Annotated in this window: 19 protein-coding genes and 2 pseudogenes; 14 read left to right on the top strand and 7 right to left on the bottom strand. The window is 55.9% G+C overall.

The features are described 5' to 3' along the window. Positions 1 to 150 precede the first annotated feature (150 nt). The 12 genes and pseudogenes from NXC14_RS23490 to NXC14_RS34010 form a co-directional block, all read left to right on the top strand. Positions 151 to 1,476: an aspartate aminotransferase family protein gene (locus NXC14_RS23490; protein WP_085780604.1), complete on the top strand. Its 1,326-nt coding sequence runs from the start codon at positions 151 to 153 to the stop codon at positions 1,474 to 1,476. Positions 1,477 to 1,488: 12 nt separating this feature from the next. Then, entirely contained in the window at positions 1,489 to 2,025 is a 537-nt protein-coding gene (locus NXC14_RS23495) for a carboxymuconolactone decarboxylase family protein (protein ID WP_085780460.1), read from the top strand. 140 nt (positions 2,026 to 2,165) lie between these two features. Beyond that, positions 2,166 to 3,377, top strand: a complete 1,212-nt coding sequence (locus tag NXC14_RS23500; protein WP_245362178.1) for a Xaa-Pro peptidase family protein — start codon at positions 2,166 to 2,168, stop codon at positions 3,375 to 3,377. Positions 3,378 to 3,552: 175 nt separating this feature from the next. Continuing rightward, positions 3,553 to 4,020 carry an Lrp/AsnC family transcriptional regulator gene (locus NXC14_RS23505; protein WP_004128880.1) on the top strand — a complete coding sequence of 156 codons (468 nt, stop codon included), beginning with the start codon at positions 3,553 to 3,555 and terminating at the stop codon, positions 4,018 to 4,020. 141 nt (positions 4,021 to 4,161) lie between these two features. Then, positions 4,162 to 5,346 (top strand): M20 family metallopeptidase, encoded by a 1,185-nt coding sequence (locus NXC14_RS23510; RefSeq protein ID WP_085780462.1) that lies wholly within the window; start codon positions 4,162 to 4,164, stop codon positions 5,344 to 5,346. A gap of 29 nt (positions 5,347 to 5,375) precedes the next feature. Further along, positions 5,376 to 6,365: a hydroxyectoine utilization dehydratase EutB gene (gene eutB / locus NXC14_RS23515; RefSeq protein WP_085780463.1), complete on the top strand. Its 990-nt coding sequence runs from the start codon at positions 5,376 to 5,378 to the stop codon at positions 6,363 to 6,365. Then, a complete protein-coding gene (gene eutC, locus NXC14_RS23520; protein WP_085780464.1) occupies positions 6,362 to 7,351 on the top strand; it encodes an ectoine utilization protein EutC in 990 nt (329 codons plus the stop codon). The genes eutB and eutC overlap by 4 nt, the downstream gene beginning before the upstream one ends. Before the next feature lie 121 nt (positions 7,352 to 7,472). Continuing rightward, the gene (locus NXC14_RS23525; RefSeq protein ID WP_085780465.1) at positions 7,473 to 8,189 is read left to right on the top strand and encodes a hypothetical protein; all 717 of its coding nucleotides are present in this window, start codon (positions 7,473 to 7,475) and stop codon (positions 8,187 to 8,189) included. Positions 8,190 to 8,219: 30 nt separating this feature from the next. Further along, positions 8,220 to 9,401, top strand: a complete 1,182-nt coding sequence (locus NXC14_RS23530) for a Xaa-Pro peptidase family protein (RefSeq protein WP_085780466.1) — start codon at positions 8,220 to 8,222, stop codon at positions 9,399 to 9,401. 48 nt (positions 9,402 to 9,449) lie between these two features. Beyond that, the gene (locus tag NXC14_RS23535) at positions 9,450 to 9,872 is read left to right on the top strand and encodes a hypothetical protein (RefSeq protein ID WP_157131485.1); all 423 of its coding nucleotides are present in this window, start codon (positions 9,450 to 9,452) and stop codon (positions 9,870 to 9,872) included. Between the two features lie 156 nt (positions 9,873 to 10,028). Next, on the top strand, positions 10,029 to 10,745 hold the full coding sequence (locus tag NXC14_RS23540) for a hypothetical protein (RefSeq protein WP_085780468.1): 717 nt from the start codon (positions 10,029 to 10,031) through the stop codon (positions 10,743 to 10,745). Positions 10,746 to 10,830: 85 nt separating this feature from the next. Then, positions 10,831 to 11,004: pseudogene (locus NXC14_RS34010) on the top strand (aminopeptidase P family N-terminal domain-containing protein); the annotation flags it as partial. On the opposite strand, the pseudogene NXC14_RS32655 reads toward NXC14_RS34010, so the two are convergent. From NXC14_RS32655 to NXC14_RS23575, 7 genes and pseudogenes are all read right to left on the bottom strand, one after another. Continuing rightward, positions 10,952 to 11,107, bottom strand: a pseudogene (locus NXC14_RS32655) (IS3 family transposase); the annotation flags it as partial. The pseudogenes NXC14_RS34010 and NXC14_RS32655 sit on opposite strands and share 53 nt — an antisense overlap. After that, on the bottom strand, positions 11,108 to 12,001 hold the full coding sequence (locus NXC14_RS23550) for an amidase family protein (RefSeq protein ID WP_198175540.1): 894 nt from the start codon (positions 11,999 to 12,001) through the stop codon (positions 11,108 to 11,110). Beyond that, positions 11,992 to 12,555 carry an amidase family protein gene (locus tag NXC14_RS23555; protein WP_085780471.1) on the bottom strand — a complete coding sequence of 188 codons (564 nt, stop codon included), beginning with the start codon at positions 12,553 to 12,555 and terminating at the stop codon, positions 11,992 to 11,994. The genes NXC14_RS23550 and NXC14_RS23555 overlap by 10 nt, the downstream gene beginning before the upstream one ends. 24 nt (positions 12,556 to 12,579) lie before the next feature. Continuing rightward, entirely contained in the window at positions 12,580 to 13,353 is a 774-nt protein-coding gene (locus tag NXC14_RS23560; protein ID WP_085780472.1) for an ABC transporter permease, read from the bottom strand. After that, complete coding sequence (locus NXC14_RS23565) at positions 13,350 to 14,249, bottom strand: ABC transporter permease (protein WP_085780473.1); 900 nt, start codon at positions 14,247 to 14,249, stop codon at positions 13,350 to 13,352. Before NXC14_RS23565 ends, NXC14_RS23560 begins: the two co-directional genes overlap by 4 nt. 4 nt (positions 14,250 to 14,253) lie before the next feature. Then, complete coding sequence (locus tag NXC14_RS23570; protein WP_245362180.1) at positions 14,254 to 15,333, bottom strand: ABC transporter ATP-binding protein; 1,080 nt, start codon at positions 15,331 to 15,333, stop codon at positions 14,254 to 14,256. A gap of 82 nt (positions 15,334 to 15,415) precedes the next feature. Beyond that, positions 15,416 to 16,510: an extracellular solute-binding protein gene (locus tag NXC14_RS23575; protein WP_085780475.1), complete on the bottom strand. Its 1,095-nt coding sequence runs from the start codon at positions 16,508 to 16,510 to the stop codon at positions 15,416 to 15,418. Between the two features lie 457 nt (positions 16,511 to 16,967). On the opposite strand from NXC14_RS23575, the gene NXC14_RS23580 reads away from it, so the two are divergent. Then, positions 16,968 to 18,344: an amidohydrolase family protein gene (locus NXC14_RS23580; RefSeq protein ID WP_245362181.1), complete on the top strand. Its 1,377-nt coding sequence runs from the start codon at positions 16,968 to 16,970 to the stop codon at positions 18,342 to 18,344. Between the two features lie 362 nt (positions 18,345 to 18,706). Continuing rightward, complete coding sequence (locus tag NXC14_RS23585) at positions 18,707 to 20,110, top strand: aspartate aminotransferase family protein (RefSeq protein WP_085780477.1); 1,404 nt, start codon at positions 18,707 to 18,709, stop codon at positions 20,108 to 20,110. Positions 20,111 to 20,117 lie beyond the last annotated feature (7 nt).

Here is a 20,117-nt window from a genome sequence, read left to right on the forward strand (position 1 = left end):
TCACATCACAACCGCTCCACAACTTGAGAGAAGGAGAACAAATGCGTCAAAACATAATTTATAAAACAGTTGTTGCATATTTTGGCAAAACCTGCAAATCAATGGATGGAACCGTTCGAAAGCCGGACGGATAAGCACCCCGAGATGACCATGACCAAAATTCTCCATCGAACAATCGCTACAACTCTGCCAACCGCGGTTGCGGGGGAGGGCATCTACGTCGTGGATAGCGAGGGCAGGAGCTACCTGGATGGGTCGGGGGGCGCCGCCGTTAGTTGCCTCGGGCACAATCATGCAGAAGTTCTTGACGCAATGAAGCTACAGATGGGTCGGATCAGCTACGCCCACACGTCCTTCTTCACGACCGACGTCGCCGAGCGGCTTGCCGAGCAATTGGTCGGTCTTGCGCCTGAAGGTCTCGATTATGTCTATCTGGTGTCTGGCGGTTCAGAAGCGGTAGAGGCCGCTCTCAAAATGGCGCGCCAGTATTTTGTCGAAGTCGGGCAGCCGCAGCGGCGCCACATCATCGCTCGTCGGCAGAGCTATCACGGCAATACGATCGGTGCCTTGGCAACAGGGGGCAATGCCTGGCGCCGTGCCCAATTCAAACCGATCTTGCCTGAAACGCATCATGTTTCTCCCTGCTATGCCTACCGCGACCTGCAGGTGGGCGAAACGCCGGAGGCTTATGCCGAGCGTCTTGCTGTGGAACTGGAAGACAAAATCCTTGAACTCGGAGAGGACAAGGTTATGGCTTTCGTCGCCGAGCCGGTGGTCGGTGCGACGCTGGGCGCCGTTGGCCCGGTTGCGAACTATTTCAAACGGGTTCGGCAGATATGCGACAAGTATGGCATCTTGCTGATCCTCGACGAGGTCATGTGCGGAATGGGACGCACCGGCACGATCTTTGCTATGGAGCAGGAAGGCATTGTCGCGGATCTGGTCACGATTGCGAAGGGACTGGGCGGCGGCTTTCAGCCGATCGGAGCGGTATTGCTCTCCGAAAAGATCTACCGTGCGTTCGCCGACGGGTCGGGTCTGTTTCAGCATGGACATACCTATATCGGACATCCGATAGCAGCAGCGGCAGCCAGTAAGGTGGTTGAAATCATCACGCGCCCGGACATGATGGCAAACGTCATCCGGATGGGCGAGCGCCTCCAGGCCGGGCTCAATGAGGCACTTGGACAATCACCCTATGTCGGGGACATCCGTGGTCGTGGTCTTTTCCGCGGCGTCGAGATCGTGGCCGACAAAGATACCAAGAAGCCTTTCGATGCGGCCCGCAAGATGCATTCCCGCATCAAGAAGGAAGCCATGCGCAGAGACCTGATGTGCTACCCAATGGGTGGCACGATTGACGGAGCGCAGGGCGATCACGTGCTGCTAGCACCACCCTACATCATTCAGGCTGAAGAAATCGATTTGATTGTCGAACGGCTTTCCGACGCCATCCGCGCCGCAGTAGTAGACTGAGGTTCTCGCGTAATGACAACATCGTCCTGTCCGCCTATCGCCGATGAAAACTGGCCCGCTGAGATCGCGGACATGAAAACGGGCTTCGCCGGCGCGCTGAACGTCTATCGCACCATGGCTCATCATCCCGCGCTACTGAGAGCGTGGGCTCCGCTGCGGCAGCATATCGTAAAAGATAGTGCGTTAGGACCAGTCCGGTCCGAGCTCGTGATTTTGCGCGCGGCACATCGTATGGGCTCCACCTATGAGTGGTCCCACCATGTAAGCCGCGCTCGCGCCCTTGGTATTTCCGATGCGCGAATCCGGAGTATGGCTGGAACTCCCGATGGCGAAGACGGCGTACTTGCCGGTGCTGTCGACGCGCTATTTGACGGCGCACGTCTGCCTTCGCATCTCGAGCAAGCTATTGCTGCGAGCATAGGTCGGCAAGCCGTGTTCGACCTCATGGCGACCGTCGGCTTCTATTCGGTGCTCGGTTTCATATTGATGACTTTCGACACGCCGATCGACCAAGACGTTGCCGACGAGATGGCTGAACACCCAATCTGATGGAGCAAAAAACGAGAGTTCGGCCTTCCGATCCAGCCGTGCCCTTAGGCTGCAGGTTCAAGCGAGGAGCCGATCAGGAGCCGATCAATACAGGGATAACGACGGCCCGCTTTGCTCCCTGACAGACGGGGAAAATATTGGTGCGGCCGCCGCCGCCGAATGGGAGATCAAGAATGATAAAAGAATTGCACTTCGCACTGGGAGAATTCCAGACCCGTCTAGCAGCCGTTAAAAAGGAAATGGCGAAGAGAGAGATTGACATCCTCCTCCTCTCAGAACCGCCGAACCAGAACTACCTTACCGGCTATAATGCGTATTCCTTCTACACACCGCAAATGGTGATTGTGGCGCAAGCCCACGCAGAACCGATTTGGATCGGCCGTTTCATGGACCGTGTTTCGGCTTCCATGACCACCTATCTGGCCGAGGACAATATCCGAGCCTATCCCGACACCTATGTTCAATCGGCAACGCTGTCGGCCTATACTTTCATGGCCGATATCGTGAGGGAGCTCGGAGGTGAAAAGGCGCGTATCGGCGTCGAGATGGGGGGATATTACTATCCGGCACGCGGCCACGCAGATCTCACGCGAGCCTTGCCGAATGCCGAGTTCGTCGACGCCGATCTTCTTGTTGGATGGATCCGGCTCGTAAAGAGCCCGGCCGAGGTGGCCATTATGCATCAAGCTGGCCAGCTTGCGGACGCCGCCATGACGCGCGTCATCGATATGGTGCAAGCCGGGGTCCGTGAGTGCGATATTGCTGCTGCGATCTATCACCAGCAGATTTCGGGCACGCCGGAGTTCGGTGGCGACTATCCTTGTTGCCCTCCCGATTTGTGCATTGGCGAACGCTCAATCGCGCCGCATGCCGCCTGGACGGACGACCCCCTGCCGGAGTCCACCGTTGTCAACCTCGAACTGAACGGTTGCCGGCATCGCTACCAGGTCAACCTGGCGCGCACGATCGTCGTCGGGAAGCCTTCATCCGCTTTCCTGAACCTGTCGGGAATTGCTGTCGAGGCCTTGAATGCCGGGCTGGAAGCAGTTCGGCCCGGTCGCACCTGCTCGGAGGTCGATGCCGACTTCCGCACGGCGCTTGCCCGACACGGGATCGAGAAAGAGTCCCGCATTGGTTATCCGACCGGCATCGGGTTCCCTCCGGCCTCAGGCGAACGCACGGCAAGCATTCGCAAGGGCGACGAAACCGTACTCAAGCCGGGTATGGTGTTCCACATGATGCCTGGCCTGTGGCTCGACAATGTCGGGATCACGATCACACAGAGCTTTGCGGTCTCCGAAACGGGTTACGAGCCCCTGACGAAGACGCCGCGCAAGCTCTTCGTCAAATAGAGACTGTATCCGGTGCATACTCGTCTGGTTCCAGCATGTCTGCTTCGTTTTCGAAATGGCCTATTCGGACGAGTATCTGCGCCGGGAACGTCGAAGCAACCGACCTATGCCAGGTCGCATCGGCGCTGCAGGCCTCCGCGCGGGCTCCCCGGGTTCTTGTTCGGGGAGGTAGGTGATGGTTGAACTCGATCGCGCCGACATTGCGCTTCTCCAAGCCGTTCAGAAAAACAACCGGCTGACCTCTGAAGAACTCGCGGGGATGGTCCACCTCTCGCCGACGGCGTGCCAACGGCGTTTGAGAAGGTTACGCAACGAGGGCGTCATCGAGGGAGACGTTTCCATCGTCTCGCCCAAGGCAGTCGGACGACACATCACCATGATCGTCATGGTGTCCCTTGAACGGGAAAGGGCCGACATCGTCGATCGATTCAAGGCTGCGATACGAAATACGCGTGAGGTGATGATGGGTTTCTACGTAACGGGAGATGCCGACTTCATGCTTGTTATTACCGCGAAAGATATGCAGGACTACGAGCACTTCACGCGTCGGTTTTTCTATGAAAACGCGGATATCAAAGGCTTCAAGACCATGGTTGTGATGGACCGTCTCAAGGCCAGTTTCGCTATCCCGCTCGAGGTGTAGTGATGATGTCGCGGCCACGGATCCAGTGTCACCTCCATTAATGCAGGGACCCTGCGTGATGTGTATTCGAATCGACGGGCCGCGCAGCTCCGCTGCTAGGTGCGACAACAGACACCATGACGACTAGACCAGGAGACCACCATGAACATGCCTACCAACAACTTCCTCTCCGAGGTCGAGCGTAATGCAGTCGCCGAGATGCGGCACGCCATGCATCGCGAGCCCGAACTTTCCAACAACGAGTGGAAGACCCAGAAGCGGATTATCGAGACCTTGGCTGCCTTCGGCCTGACCGAAGCAAAGACGTTCCACAAGACCGGTGTCTATGTCGACATTCAGGGCTTGGCCCCAGGCGCAAATCGTTCGATCGCGATGCGCGGAGACATCGACGCGCTTCCCATTCAGGAAGCCCGCGACGACCTGCCGTATCGGTCGCAAGTGCCAGGCGTCATGCATGCGTGCGGTCATGACATGCATGGCTCGATCGCCTTGGGAACGGCGCTCGCTTTCCATCGCATGCGCGGAAATTTCTCAGGCAGGCTGCGCGTGTTCTTTCAACCCGCTGAAGAAGCAGAACCACTTGGCGGCCGGACCGTCGTTGAAGAAAACTTGCTGGACGGGTTCGACGCTGCAGTGGGATTTCATGTCCGCACTGACATTCCAGCCGGCTCCTATGGCGCACGTGCGGGCGCCGTAACAAAGTCAGCGGATCAATTCGCGCTCGAATTTCTCGGAACGATGGCGCACGGTGCCAAGCCTCACTTGGGCGTGGATGCGATCGCGATAGCGGGCGCCTTCATCAACGAAGTTCAGAAGGTGGTGTCACGCGAAATGCCGGTTGATGATGGCGCTGTCGTCACGATCGGCACCATCCATGGTGGGGAAGCGACGAACATTATCTGCCCTTCGGTCACGATGACCGGAACGATCCGGACGAGCAGTCCCGAGAGGAGAAAGTTGCTGGTTCAACGGGTGCGCGAAATTGCCGAGGGTGTTGCCGCGATCCATCGAGGCCGGGCCGAATTTAGCTCCCACGCGGGCGAGCCTCCTGTGGTCAACGACAGCTCAATGGTCGAGCGGTTCAAGCAGATCGTCGTGCAGACCGATGGCGAGGACCGATATGTCGAGGGTTCGGCAAGCTCCGGCAGCGATGACTTTGGTTTTTACTCCAGCTGCATCCCGTCAATCTATTTCTGGTTCGGCAGCAAGGAGCCGGGAAACGAGTCCGGCGTCCATACGCCGACGTTCGGGGTGTCCGATCAGACCCTCGTGCCGACGACCGAACTGGCGATCCGCTACTGCTGGGAACTGTTTCGGAGCGCGTAACGAGCGGCTGGTGCGGAGGGAGGACTTTGATGATTGATCTCAATGAGATTGAAGGCGCAAAAAGGCGCATAAAAGATCACATACTTGCTACGCCGCTCACGCACTCTCCGTCCCTGTCGAACCATTGCGCTGTGCCCGTTTATCTAAAGCTTGAGCATCATCAGACGACGGGCAGTTTCAAGTTGCGCGGCGCCTTCAACGCCATTCTTCAACTGTCCGAAGACGAGCGGGCACGCGGCGTTGTAGCCGCGTCGACCGGCAATCACGGTCGTGCTCTGTCGTTCGCTGCCAACACGTGCGGTGTGACGGCCACGATCTGCATGTCAAACCTGGTTCCCGAAAATAAGGTCTCGGAGATTCGCAGACTGGGCGCCGACGTCCGTATCGTCGGAAAATCCCAGGATGATGCTCAGGAAGAGGCCGAGAGATTGGCGGGTGATGGACGGTGCCTCGTCCCGCCGTTCGATCACCCGGCAATCATCGCCGGCCAAGGAACGCTAGGGCTGGAAATCCTCGAAGCGCTGCCGGACGTGGCTACCGTGCTTATCCAGCTCTCGGGGGGCGGTTTGGCTTCTGGCGTGGCGGCAGCCGTGAAAAGCCAGCGGCCGGATGTGCGGATTATCGGGCTCACGATGGATCGCGGAGCCGCGATGAAGGCAAGCCTTGATGCAGGTCGCCCGGTGCAGGTCGATGAGTTTGAAAGTCTGGCGGATTCGCTCGGCGGCGGGATTGGCCTCGCCAATCAATGGACTTTTCCCATGTGCCGCGACCTGTTGGACGATGTCATTTTGTTGAGCGAAGCCGAAATAGCGGCTGGCATCCGACATGCATATCTTCAGGAGCGCGAAATCGTCGAAGGCGCAGGGGCGATTGGCATCGCGGCACTTCTGGCGAACAAAGTGCGCAACCTTCACGGACCCGTCGTGACTGTGCTGTCGGGCCGCAACATCGATATGAATTTACATCGTCGCGTCGTGGGCGATGAGACAGCAGATATTCTTGCGAGGACGGCGTCATGAGATCGATTACTATTTTGACTGAACGGCAACTGAGAGATCTGGTGGCTCCTGATCTGGAGGCTGTGCGTTGTGTGGAAGAGGCATTTCGCACGCTTGCAACAAAAAAAGTCGTGATGCCGCCAATTCTTCGCCTCGATATTTTGGAGCATCGCGGTGAGGTCGACGTCAAGACGGCCTACGTACCTGGCCTCGATGGCTTCGCAGTCAAGATCAGCCCCGGCTTTTTCGGCAATCCGGAAATTGGCTTGCCGAGTACAAACGGCCTGATGGTTTTGCTGTCAAGCAAGACCGGTTTGGTTCGGGCATTGTTGCTGGATAATGGTTATCTCACCGATGTTCGGACGGCCGCAGCAGGTGCCGTGGCTGCAGTGCACCTCGCTCGCAAAGACGCGTCGGTGGCTGCTGTCTTTGGCGCTGGTATGCAGGCGCGCCTACAGTTGCAGGCGCTCATGCTGGTCCGACAAATTCGTGAGGCGCGGATTTGGGCGCGTGACGCGTCCAAAGCCCACAAGACGGCCCGAGAACTGTCTGACCAATTGGGCATCAGCGTCATCGCTTGCGATAGCCGGGAAGCAGCCGTTGCCGGTGCGCATGTGATCATCACCACAACGCCGGCTGATCAGCCGATCCTGGAAGCTCGATGGCTCGAACAAGGACAGCACATCACGGCGATGGGCTCCGATGCCGAACACAAGAACGAAGTGGAGGCCGAGGCTATTGCGCGCGCCGATCTCTACGTGGCTGACAGCCTCGCTCAGACGCGACGCCTCGGTGAGTTGCATCACGCGATTGAGGCGGGGGCTGTCGCAGAAGATCATGCCCTTCGAGAACTCGGCCAGATTGTTGCCGGTGCTGTGGCCGGACGCACCGACGATCGCCAGATCACGATCGCCGATCTGACCGGGACGGGTATTCAAGACACTGCCATTGCAAATCTTGCTTTCGCAAGAGCGCTGGCCGTCAAAGCCGGAACAACGATAGACTGATGACGTGCCTGGGCCGGCACTGAAGTCGGTGGCCGCCTGGGCGTGAGGCGCAGTCGAGCAAGTTCACACGTCTTACGATACTCGCATTGACCAAACCCGTCCGAAATCGACGAACTTCATCATGACTTCGCAAAGCAGCACTGTTCTTGGACTACTTGAGCTGGATGAAGGCGTGTCACCAGACAGTCCGCTTCTTAGCCCGCGCGAAGGATCCCTGTTGCACCCGGCAACGTTTGGCGGGCCTGTGATCACGGAAATGGTGGAAGGCGCCTTTGCAGATGTTGTCATTCGAGGTGATGCTTCGCTGGAACACACCTGCATTGCGGCTGCACAGCGATTGGTCGATCGAGGGGCCAACGTTATTGCCGCTGACTGCGGCTTCCTTATCCGTCACCAGTCTGCAATCGCTGCGGCAGTCAATGTACCCGTCATAACCTCAAGCCTGTTACTCATCCCGACTTTGTTACGTCAGCTATCGCCCACGAAAAAGCTCGCGGTATTAACAGCGGACTCGCGACATTGCACCGAAGACCTGTTGGGCATCCAGCACCCGGCGGATCGGAAGCGCGTAGTCGTCGGAGGTATCGAAGGTGGCGTATACGTGCGCAATGCCGTGGCGCGGCCGTTCGTGCGGACAGCGCTGGATCAGATACAGCAGGAGGTCGGTGCCTGCATCGATCACCTGCGCTCCGAGCACCCCGATATTGCGATGATACTCTTCGAGTGCACTGGCTTTCCCGTCGTTGCAAATGCCCTTAGGCTGAAGACAGGACTGCCCATCTACGACATCACCGACCTCTGCAAACTGACGCTCGCGACTGTGGCCGCCCGCGTCTGACTTACCGCATCGAAATCTAAAGGAACTGAAATGTCTGACGAGAAACTACGGTTCGAACTTTCTGAATACAGAACCCGCCTCGAGAAGGCACGCAGCTCCATGGAGCGAGCTGGCATAGACGTACTGGTGGTCACCGATCCCGCTAACATGGGCTGGCTTACCGGTTACGAGGGCAACTCGTTCTACGTGCCACAATGTATTGTTGTGTCAAAGGATAAGGATCCCCTCTGGTTCGGCCGTGGTCAGGATGCCAATGGATGCCGTCGAACGGCATATATCGGCGAGGATCGGATCAGGTGGTACGAAGACCACTACGTTCAGTCAGACACCTTGCATCCCATGACCGTTCTTGGCCAGTTCCTCACGGATGAGGGGCACGGTTCAGCCATAATCGGTCTGGAGAAGGACAGCTACTATTTCTCACCGGCCGGTTTCGAAGCCCTTACAGCCGCACTTCCGAACGCGCGCTTCAAAAACGCCATGCGGATGATCAACTGGGAACGCATCGTCAAATCCCCTCGTGAAATCGAATACATGCGCGGCGCCGGCAAGATTGTCGAAGCGATGTATGAGCGCATCACAGAGGTGCTGCGGCCGGGAGTAAAACAGTCGGACATAATCGCTGAAATTTCCTATGTTGGCACCCGTGGTGTGGGCGACTACTGGGGAGACTATCCGTCAGCCGTACCCAACCTTGGCGCCGGTGCCGATGCCTCAGCTCCTCATCTGACGTGGACCGATAAGCGCATTCGTGCGAACGAAAGCATCTTCTTTGAACTCGCTGGAGTGCACAAACGATATCACTGCCCACTTTCACGGTCATACTATCTCGGTAAGCCGAGCCAGCAAATGCTGGATGCTGAGAAGGCCGTTTTGGAAGGCATGAGCGCCGGCCTTGAGAAGGCTGTGGTGGGAAATCACTGTAAAGATATCGCTCTGGCCTACGGAAGTGCCCTTGCGAAATACGATCTGAAGAAGGCAAGCCGCGCCGGCTACTCCATTGGCATGGGATACCCGCCGGCATGGGGGGAGAACTCCGCCAGCTTCCGCGACGGTGATAAGACCGAGCTGCGCCCAGGCATGACGTTTCATTTCATGTCCGGGCTTTGGTACGACGATTGGGGCATCGAAATTACCGAAAGTTTCTTGATCACGGACGGCGAAGTCGAATTCCTCTCTAACGTTCCCCGAAAATTGCTCGTCATCGAGTAACTAGCCGACTGAATTTGATTGGAAAATCTCATGTCTCGGAAAGAAACCATGATCAAGAACGTCTCGTATGATCTCTTGCCGGCAGGAGGGGTGACGTCGTTGAACTGGACACCCGAACAACAGGTGATCGCCTTTCATAGAAGGTCTGAAATACATCCGGTGCGGAAAATAGGCAGCGCGTCCGGTGCCTCGTCGATGCCACTGGCGCTTCATCAGATTTCTCCTCACTGGATCTGGAACGGCGATGCCATGGATGTGGATCGCAATATGGACGAAGAACGCGTGTCCGGCGTGCTTGTGGTCAGGGAGGGTGAGGTATTGCTTGAGCGCTACGGCCTCGGACGAGCCCCGGAAGATCGATGGGATACTCAATCCGTTACTAAATCGGTGGCCGGCATTCTTGTTGGAGCGGCCATTCATGATGGTGGAAGCGAATCGCATGCGGCAAAGGCCGGCACCAGGATTGAATGATCAATCGCTGGGTTGGTAAGGCCGCCTTCGTACCGAAAACACACCGCCTAACTTGAGGTACACCAAGCAATGTGAGCGGCTCACAGTCACTTTCTGAGCCAGATGCCACTCGAATCGTAAAGTGGTGAAGCCGGTTGAACCAATGGAGCTCTATTTATGTCTTCACAAAGAAGCCTAACTCTCGGAATTCTTGAACTGGATGAAGGCCTGTCGCCCGACAGTCCGACGTTCCCTCCGCGCCAAGGGTCCCTATACCACCCGGCAACCTTTGAGAGACCCTTGATTGCAGAAATAGTGGAAGGTGCCTTGCCAGACGTGGTCATTCGAGGAGACGCTTCGCTCGAGGGCGCCTGCGTGGCAGCTGCCGAGCGCCTGGTTGCTCGAGGTGCCGGCGTGATTACCGCAGACTGCGGCTTTTTCATCCGTCACCAGCAAGCGATTTCCGCAGCAGTCAATGTGCCCGTCGTGACTTCCAGCCTGCTTCTCATTCCAGTTTTGCTGCAACAGCTTGCGCCTCAAAAAAAACTTGCCGTTTTGACCGCCGACTCGCGACACTGCAGTGAGGACCTCTTGGGCATCCAAAGTCCCGCAGACCGAAAGCGCGTGGTGGTCGGAGGGATCGAAGGTGGGGTCTACGTGCGCAACGCATTGGCGCGCCCATTTGTGCGGACCGACCTTGAGCAGATTGAACGAGAAGTTGGTGATCGTATTTCGGTACTTCGCGCCGTCCATCCCGACATTGCACTTATACTACTCGAGTGCACAGCCTTTCCCGTCGTCGCGAATTCTCTTCGAGCCAAGACCGGGCTTCCTATCTACGACATCACGGACCTGTGCAAACTGACGCTTGCCTCAGTGTCCACCGTGATTTGACGAGTCAAAGCGATGTCGGGGATCAGATATGAGCGATTTTCCATTGCGTTTTGAACTGTCCGAATACTAAACTCGGCTCAAATGCCCTCGCCATGCTATGGCTCGCGAAGGCATTGATGTGCTCGTCGTCACGGATCAGGCCGAGATGAGCTGGCTTACCGGCTACGATGGCAACTCGTTCTATGTGCCCGTGCTCCAATGCGCATCTCAAGGATCATGGCGTGGTTGGCCAATATGCAATGAACTGGCTTGCGGTTGATCACGGGCTGATAGGCGGCTCGCCGCCCCCTGTTCAGAAGAGCAGCGATCCGCCGATAGCCATAGGTCGGCCGAGAATCCACAAGTCTGCTAATGGCAGCAAGCTACATGTCGGTGCTTCGAGGTTCGACAACTCTCGGCTTTCTTCCCGCCCACGGACGGGCGAGTTCGATTTGGGATGCGACGCGTATCAGCGTGGCCTCGTCACCGTACCGTGACGCGAACATAACACCAATCGGCAGGTCTTCCGCAGTCCAGTGAAAAGGTACGGAGATTGCTGGCTGGCCGGATAGATTGTAGGGCCAACAAAACGGAGAATAATCGTAAACCCGCGAGAAGTACTCCTCTGCAGTCCTGAAGCCGCTCTCATAAACACCCAACTTCCAAGGCCGCTCCCTTACTACGGGAGAGAGGATCAGATCATAAACTGCAAAGGGCATGGCGACGGCCTTGGACAGTTGATGCATCTTCTGCCTGGCCTGCGCAAGATCGAGCGCGCTAAAGCGCTTTGCGCGCTCAGCGATTTGGGAAGTTATCCACTCTAAGTCGGGATGGTCAGAGAGGTCACGCTGGACGTCCACTGCCGGCGAAAGGCTTAGAAGGTTATCCGCACTCCAGAGAACAAGGTTGATTTCTTGAAAAAGCATCCCGTCAATATTCGGTTGGTACGGTTCGACCATATGCCCCAACTCCTCGCAAAGCTTCGCAGCTTCTTCCACCGCGCGGATACATTCAGGATCAATGGCTACATGATGGTGGGGTTTTGTGTGAAAACCGATCTTCAGGCGGCCGGGCGGCTCACCGACCGAGGCGCCAAACGGCCGTTCAATGCGTGGCGCGACATAAGCGTCGCCCAAAACAGGGCCTGCGGTGCAATCGAGAAGAACGGCGCAGTCCCGAACCGAACGGGTTAGGGCGTGCGCAACGGGAAGGCCTGCATTGCCTTCAAAGGTCCGGGGACCCAGGGTTACGCGAGCACGTGTGGGCTTCAGTCCCACCAAACCACAAGCAGACGCGGGGTTGCGGATCGAGCCCCCCCGTCACCACCGCTAGCCATTGGAGCAATGCGTCCGGCGACGGCGGACGCTGATCCGCCGCTAGAACCACCTGGACTGCGAGTAGTGTCCCAAGGGTTTGAGCAGGGCCCATAAGCTTCAGCTTCAGTGGTGCCGGAATTTCCCAATTCCGGCATGCTTGTTTTTCCAAATATAACTAATCCTGCATCCAAATATTTCTGGGTAACGTCATCATGCTGAAGTGGAGGTGGGCATTTATCGAAGATGCGGCTGCCGTGTCGCGTTGGAACGCCAGCGTAATCAGTTCCATCCTTTAGGAGGAAAGGAACTCCTCGGAAAGGCCCCTGGGCAAGACCAGACCTAATTTGCGAAGTTGCCTCATCGTACATTGGCGTGACGATTGCATTCAGCAGCGTGTTGCGCGCCTGCGCTCGATCGATAGCCGCACGCAAAAGCTCGTCGGGCGAGACGTCCTTACGGCGAACCATTTCCGCAAGCCCGGTGGCGTCGAGTTCATCATACTCAGCAAGATACATATTAGTTCCTGTTCGCTGCGAGCTTCACTTTGGGACCCTTTTGATCGCCATGCGATAGCTGATTAGCAAACACACACTCAGGATCAGGATGAAGGTAGAAAAGGCGTGCAGCTTCGGACTGAACTCTGTGCGGATCATCGAGTAAATTTTGATAGGAATCGTCACTACATCAGATCCTGCGACCAGGTAAGTGATGAGGAAGTTGTCGAACGAAACAGTAAAGGCTAGAAGTCCGCCTCCGACAATTCCTGGCAGCGCCAACGGCAATGTCACGCGGCGAAACGTTAGCCATTCACTCGCACCTAAATCCATCGCGGCTTCTTCAAGAGACTGATCAAAACCAACGAGACGCGCGGAGACAACCGTGATGACGAAGGGAAGCCCGATCAGAACGTGGCCGCCCACAACAATCCAGAACCCGCCTTGAAGATTGAGACGAGCGGACACTACAAGGAGCATCACCGCCAGGATCATCTCGGGAAACACCAATGGTGTCATAAAGGCAGCGCGTGTCATGTTGCGTGCTCGAAACCGAAATCGGGATAGGGCGATGGAGGTGCATGTTCCAATTGCCGTGGCAATGATTGAAGATACTAACGCAATGACGGTGCTGGTGCGTAGTGCCTCAAGAATGCGCTCGTCTTCTATAGCATTGCGATACCAATGCAGGGTCCAAGAGGGTGCAGGAAACACGGAGTAGCGTGACGCATTGAAAGACATCACAACGACCATGACAATCGGCAGAAACAAAAAGATAAAAACAGCAGCGGTCAGCAGTTTTTGCGGGATGTCTCTCATGCGCCGGCCTCCTCATCAAAATCAAAGAGACGGTTGTAAACGAAGATAAAGATCAGCGAGACGAGTAACAGGATTACAGACATCGCACCTCCAAGAGGCCAGTTTCCGCTTTGCAGGAACTGTTCCTGAATAACGTTGGAGATCATCAGACTATTAGTGCCGCCGAGCAGATCGGGTGTCAGGAATGAACCGAGCGACAGAACGAATACAAGGAGGCAGCCCATCGCCACCCCCGGCAAAGTCAGAGGCAGCGTGACTCGCAGAAAGGTACGTGTCCGGCTTGCTCCCAAATCCATCGCCGCTTCCTCGAAGCTGGCGTCCAGTTTCTCGAGGGAGGCATAGAGTGGCATGATCATGAACGGGAGGAAGACATGCACGAGCCCGATGACCACCGCAGGTGTGGAATACAGAAATTGGATCGGCTGATCCGCCAAGCCTAACTCGCGCAACAGGTAATTTATGAGACCTGAATTTCCAAGCAAGATTTTCCAAGCGTAGGTGCGAATGACGACGCTGGTCCAAAACGGAATTATCAACGCCAAAAGAAGGACATCGCGGGAAGCATGGGACTTACGCGCTATGAAGTGCGCAACCGGATATCCGATCAACAAAGTAACAGTTGTGACCAGTACTGCAATCATAAAGCTACGCAAGAAGATCTTCCCGTAGACCGCCTCGGTGAAGATTTTCTCGTAGTTTTCTGTTGTAAGGATGTTCGTGATCTGTGTGTCGATAAAGGCGTAGAAACTCAGAGAAACAAGAACGCCTAACGGCAGTACGAAAAAGAGCAGCAACCATAGCATTCCTGGGCTTAGCAACATGAACAGCCTTGTGCGCGTCCGCTGTTGGTTTAGTGCTTCCTCCGGTGCGGGAAAGATCGACAGGGTTTTAGCCATTAGTTCACCCTCTAACCGCTGGAAAGGCGGTCGCCGCTTCCGGTTTCCAACTTACCGTTGTAGCATCGCCTCTACTGATTGGTGCATTCGAGCGATTTTGAACTTCGGCGGTAAGGAAGATGCCGCCGTCCAGTGCCAACCGGTAGTGCGAAAGCGATCCGAGGTAAATTACATCATCCACTCGAGCCGAGAATGAATTGCACGCTCCATTGGATGCGGGGCCCAGATGAAGGTGCTCGGGCCTGACTGATAGGGTAATTGCATCTCCCGCAACTGCGATGAAATTGAGCGGCACCTGAACTTCTGAGCTTCCTATCGCGACCACTCCATGGCCCGAACTCACGCTTGTTAAGCGTCCGTGCAAGAAATTTGTGTCACCAATAAAGCCTGCTACAAACGACGTGCTAGGGTGTTCGTAAATGGCGGAGGCGGTATCGATTTGCTCTATCCGCCCTTTATTGATTACCGCAATCTTGTCTGACATCGTGATCGCTTCGCGCTGATCATGTGTGACATAAATGAATGTAGTTCCCGCCTCTCGCTGAATACGCTTCAATTCGATCTGCATCTGCTCGCGAAGCTTCAAGTCTAGCGCCCCTAGCGGTTCATCTAGAAGGAGGACAGTCGGCCGCTTCACTAAAGCGCGCGCAATTGCGACGCGCTGCCTCTGCCCCCCGGATAGTTGGTCGATCCTGCGATCCGCATATCCCTGAAGCTGCACCAGATCCAGAGCCTCCGCAACCTTTGTTAGAATTGCAGGCCGCCGTTCCCCCGCCATTTCGAGCCCGAAGGCGATGTTGCGCGCTACGCTCAAATGGGGAAACAGGGCCAGATGCTGGAACACCAGGTTGGTTGGGCGTTGATATGGCTTGATGCCGCTCATGTCACGACCGGCGATGCGAATTTGACCAGATGTCTGCTGTCCAAACCCGGAAATCATGCGCATTATCGTTGTCTTGCCACAGCCGCTTGGCCCCAGCAGAGAAAAGAATTCGCCTTTAGGAATGGCGAATGACACGTCGTTTACTGCAACGAATTCACCGAACGTTTTGGTCACATTGACCACTTCGACATCGATTTCCAAGATAAATCCTCTCCCATAAACTAGATGCCCGCAGCCGGGTACCATCCCGGCTGCGATTCGACCCTGCTTTCGGAAAGGAGACTTAAGAGCCCTTTACCCGTGTCGCGATGAGTTCCCACTCAGCTTGATGCGCAGCCTGATACTGGGAACTTGGAAAGGCTGCGGTTTTGAAGATGGCGGGTGTGGCACCCAGTTTTTCCTGTTCCTGCGGGGTGAGGTCGACGTTGGTTGTCGCCGGCGCGTAGTTGATGCCCTTCGTGACAAAGTTTTTCATCACTTCGGCGTCAAGTGCAGTATAGATAAAGGCCTCGGCCGCTCGCTGGTTTTTGCAAGTGCGGGGGATTGCAAAGCAATCGACCCATCCTACAGATCCCTCTTTTGGCACGACATATTTTATTGGAACTCCATCCTCTGCGAGCTTGTTAACGCGACCTCGCCAGAAGTTAGCAATCCAGATTTCGCCAGAGGCGAACAATTGCGTTGCTTCGGACCCGCTGTTCCAAAATTTTAGAAGCTGCGGTCTCAGCTCCATCAATTTCGCTTCGATCGCAGCAAGGTCTTTCATGTCGTTGATGTCTTGTCCGGTCATTATCGCACCGGTTTGAACTAACGTATCAGCCTCGCCATACATGGAAACGCGTCCCTTCAATTCAGGACGCAAAAGGTCGTTCCAGCTTGTGGGCTCTTCCTTAATCATCTCCGTGTTGTAGGCGATTGAGGTGTCCCCCCACACCAGGCCAGCGCTATAGTTTTTTCCATCACCGACCTCATAGGTAGGCTTTCGGAAACTCTCGGACTGGTTGGCAAAGTTGGGAATGTTCTCAAGACGCAAAGGCAGTACACTATTCGCCTTAATTGCGGCGTACATATACTGACCATTGAGAGAGGTCACGTCAATGCGATCGTTTCCAGCTTGTACTTTTGCAAGTTGTTCGGCGCCCCCGCCGAACGTCCCCACACGCACTTTAACGCCATAACGTTCTTCGAATGGTTTAACAACATACGCGGTGAGTGCCTCGCTGTACTCGCCGCCGAACGTCTCCAGGTACAACTCGCCGCCGATCTCTTCGGCTCGCAGAAGGGACGGCGTTGCGAGCAACGATACTCCGCCGATACCTGCTTTGATCACGGTTCGCCGCGACCACCCGGACTGAAGGTCAATCTTGATTCCGCTCATCGCGACATCCCCTTCTCAGCAGACGAGAGATCACTAAGCTTTGCGAAAATTCGCGGCCTTCCACAGGCCGAGTTGCTCGTAGACGTCGACATGACCAAGTTCCCTTTATGATTGAAGTTTTTGTGCAGCAACGGCTTCTAAGGCGGCGCGGCGCAGCCTGGGAGCCCTCCGCTGTGGATACTGGCCCCTGGGCCAGCTTTTAGCGCGACTGCCCCAAGATTGCAATGAATGTTTGAATGTGAGATATTCGCATCATATGTTGCATCTGGAGGCGCCGCTAGAGCCGAGATTTATCTCGGCATCGAAAACCTTAATGAAACAAATGAATCGCATACGGTGTTACGAGACGTTCGTTGCATAGACCAAAAAAGTGAGCTAGCAGTTCGTCCCGTAGTGCCCTCCCGTGCTTCCACGCGGCCGCAAGCGCCCAACCTCTTCATTTAACGGAGTTATGAACATGCAACGCAACGCAGCAGACAGGTTAGAACATCTGCCGCTGTTTCGGTCGAAGCAGCACCCCCTATTTTCGAAGATATTCGAAGCGATTTACGATCTGCCGGTTGACGACACTCATTGCCACATCATAACCGACCGAGACGCATTCACGTCGCCGCAACGTTTCGTAGAACGCATATCGCTGGCGGGCTATCCCATACCCAACTATTTCCCGTATGGTGTTTACGACCGCTGGCTCAAGGGAGACGATGCCACTAAGCACGACTTGAATAAGCAATTTGACATTCAGAATAAGGTCGACGGCATCACCCACGACATTGCTCAAAGTGTTTTCATGAAATTTTTGGTAAAGGAGCTCGCGCAATTTCTAGAATGTGAACCTCGAATGGAGGCGGTGATTGAAGCAAGAAATGAGCGCGGGAAAAACTACTGGGGCTACGTGAACAGCCTCTTTAGGGACGTGAATCTCGAAAACATCATGCTGGACACTGGTTACGCCGAAGGGTGCGGCGCGGCGGAAATCACTAGCTTCGAGGAAGCTATATTGCCGTGCCGGACAAACCGGCTCGCTAGAATCGAGATGATTCAGAAAGAGCTATTCCCTCTCGATATTACGTTCGATGAGTACGAGCAGCGCTTTTCCGCCAGGATGCGCGAGATGCTCGATGGTGACGGCAAGGGCAACTACGGCAAGAAATCCTATGGAATGAAGTCCTACCTTCTGCCTTACATTGGTTTGATCCGTCCGCTTCACGATCGCTCGGTTGCGCAGGCCTCCTGGAAGGAGCTTAGAGCATCTTTCCACAAGATTCCGCAGATGGACCGGGAGTCTGGTTACAATGTCACCAAAGATCTGTGCCGTTACAATTTTACGATTGCGCTTGAGGAATGCCTTAAGCGAGATATCCCCATGCAAATTCATACCGGGGATGGCGAAGCACCTGACGTGATACTGCGCAACCAAGATCCCTTCTATCTCGAGGAAGTCTGCCGGTTCGATCGCGATAATATGATGCGGATGCCAAAGATCATCCCTCTACATGCGGGTTTCCCATCGGTCGGAAAGGCGGCATGGCTCAGCCACCTATATCCAAACTGCTATTTCGAGCTGTCGATCATGACACCGTTCGTGCACCAAAACTTGTTCCAGCGGTACATGCAGGTGATGGAAGTTGTCCCTCTGTCTAAAATAATGTACGCGAGCGACGCCTATCATATCCCCGAACTCTATTGGTTGGCCGGGAGATGGGGCAAGCGCTATCTCGCTCAGGCGCTCACTGAGCATGTGATTGGAGGCAGCCTTGGCTTCGAAGAAGCTGTTGAGGCGGCTGAAATGATCCTCTTCAAGAACAATAGGTCGCTATACAGGCTTGACTGATCGTGGTCGTCTGGTCCGGTATTTTCAACGAGGCGATGGGCGCTGCCGCGCCCACTTTGTCCCGAGAAGGTTGGTGTCTCCAACAACAAACGAAAGAAGCCAGCGCTTTCCCCGTACTATGTGCCGCGCTTTTGAACTAACGTTATGCAATATCGCTGATTTTCAACCAATCGGCCGAATCCTGCAGAAGCGCCACTAAAAATGCAGGAAGGCTGCGGGATGACCGACCGAAACGCTGCGCACGAGCTCGCAGTTGGCGACAGTATGATCTGACCAAAAGTGGCTGGCGAGATGTCGAAGGATTGGCTTCCTGCTGAACCCGGAAATTCGCAGCCAAGAGCTTGCAACTTAAGGAATTTGGGATGACGATCAACATCAAAGATATCGCCGAGAAAGACCGCAACTCGGTCCTGCATCCGTTCACGCAGTTGAAGGACTTTGCGACCGGCAAGCTCGGCGAACCGACGATCGTCGAGACCGGTAAGGGGATCCGCATCCAGGATGCGCACGGCAACCAACTGATCGACGGTTTTGCCGGTCTCTATTGCGTCAACGTCGGCTATAGCCGCACTGAGGTCGCCGAGGCGATCTCTCGTCAGGCCTATCGCCTGGCCTATTATCATTCTTACGCCGCGCACACGACCGACGAGCTTGCGATCCTCTCCGACCGGCTCGTGAAGATGGCGCCCGGCAAGATGAGCAAGGTGTTTTACGGCATGTCCGGTTCGGACGCCAACGAGACCCAGGCCAAGCTCGTCTGGTATTACAACAACCTGCGTGGCAAGCCGACGAAGAAGAAGATCATTTCGCGCGAACGCGGCTATCACGGCTGCAGCGTCGTCTCAGGCTCGATGACGGGCATGAGCTTCTATCACGACCATATGGATCTGCCGCTGCCGCAGATCGATCACGCCGGTGTTCCGCATCACTATTGGGGCGCCAACCCCGGCGAGACCGAACGCGAATTCTCGGCCCGTCGCGCTGCCGAGCTCGATGAGATGATCGAGACGCTCGGACCGGACAATGTTGGCGGCTTCATCGCCGAGCCCGTGCTTGGGACCGGCGGCATCACGCCGCCGCCGGAAGGCTATTGGGAGGCGATCCAGGCGGTGCTCAAGAAGCACGACGTGCTTTTGATTGCCGACGAAGTCATTACCGGCTTCGGCCGCACCGGCTCGATGTTCGGCTCGCAGCATTACGGGATCGAACCCGATCTGATCACGGTCGCCAAGGGTCTCACCTCGGCCTACTTCCCGCTGTCTGCGGCGATCGTCGGCGAGAAGGTCTACAAGGTCATGGAAGAGGGCGCTGACAAGGTCGGTGCCTTCTCGCACGGCTATACCTATTCCGGTCACCCGATCGGTGCGGCCGCCGCAAACGCGGTCCTCGACATCGTCGAAAAGGAAAACCTGCCTGGCAACGCCCGCGAAGTCGGCGCCTACTTCCAGGCCCAACTCAAGGAAAAGTTCGCACAGCTGCCGATCGTCGGTGAAGTGCGTGGTGTTGGCCTGATGGGTGCGATCGAGTTCGTTGCCGATCGTGAGAACAAGACCAGGTTTGACCCGTCGCTGAAGGTCGGCGCCCGCGTCTCCAAGGCCGCCCGAGACCGCGGTCTGATCGCCCGCGCCATGCCGCATGGCGACATCCTGGGCTTCGCGCCGCCGCTCGTCACCACCAAGGCCGAAGTCGATGAGATCGTCTCGATCGCGGAAAAGGCAGTACGCTGCGTCATCGATGACCTGGTTCTAAACGGTCAGAAAATCTGAGTGAACG

It is taken from the genome of Rhizobium sp. NXC14 (assembly GCF_002117485.1).
GTDB lineage: Bacteria > Pseudomonadota > Alphaproteobacteria > Rhizobiales > Rhizobiaceae > Rhizobium.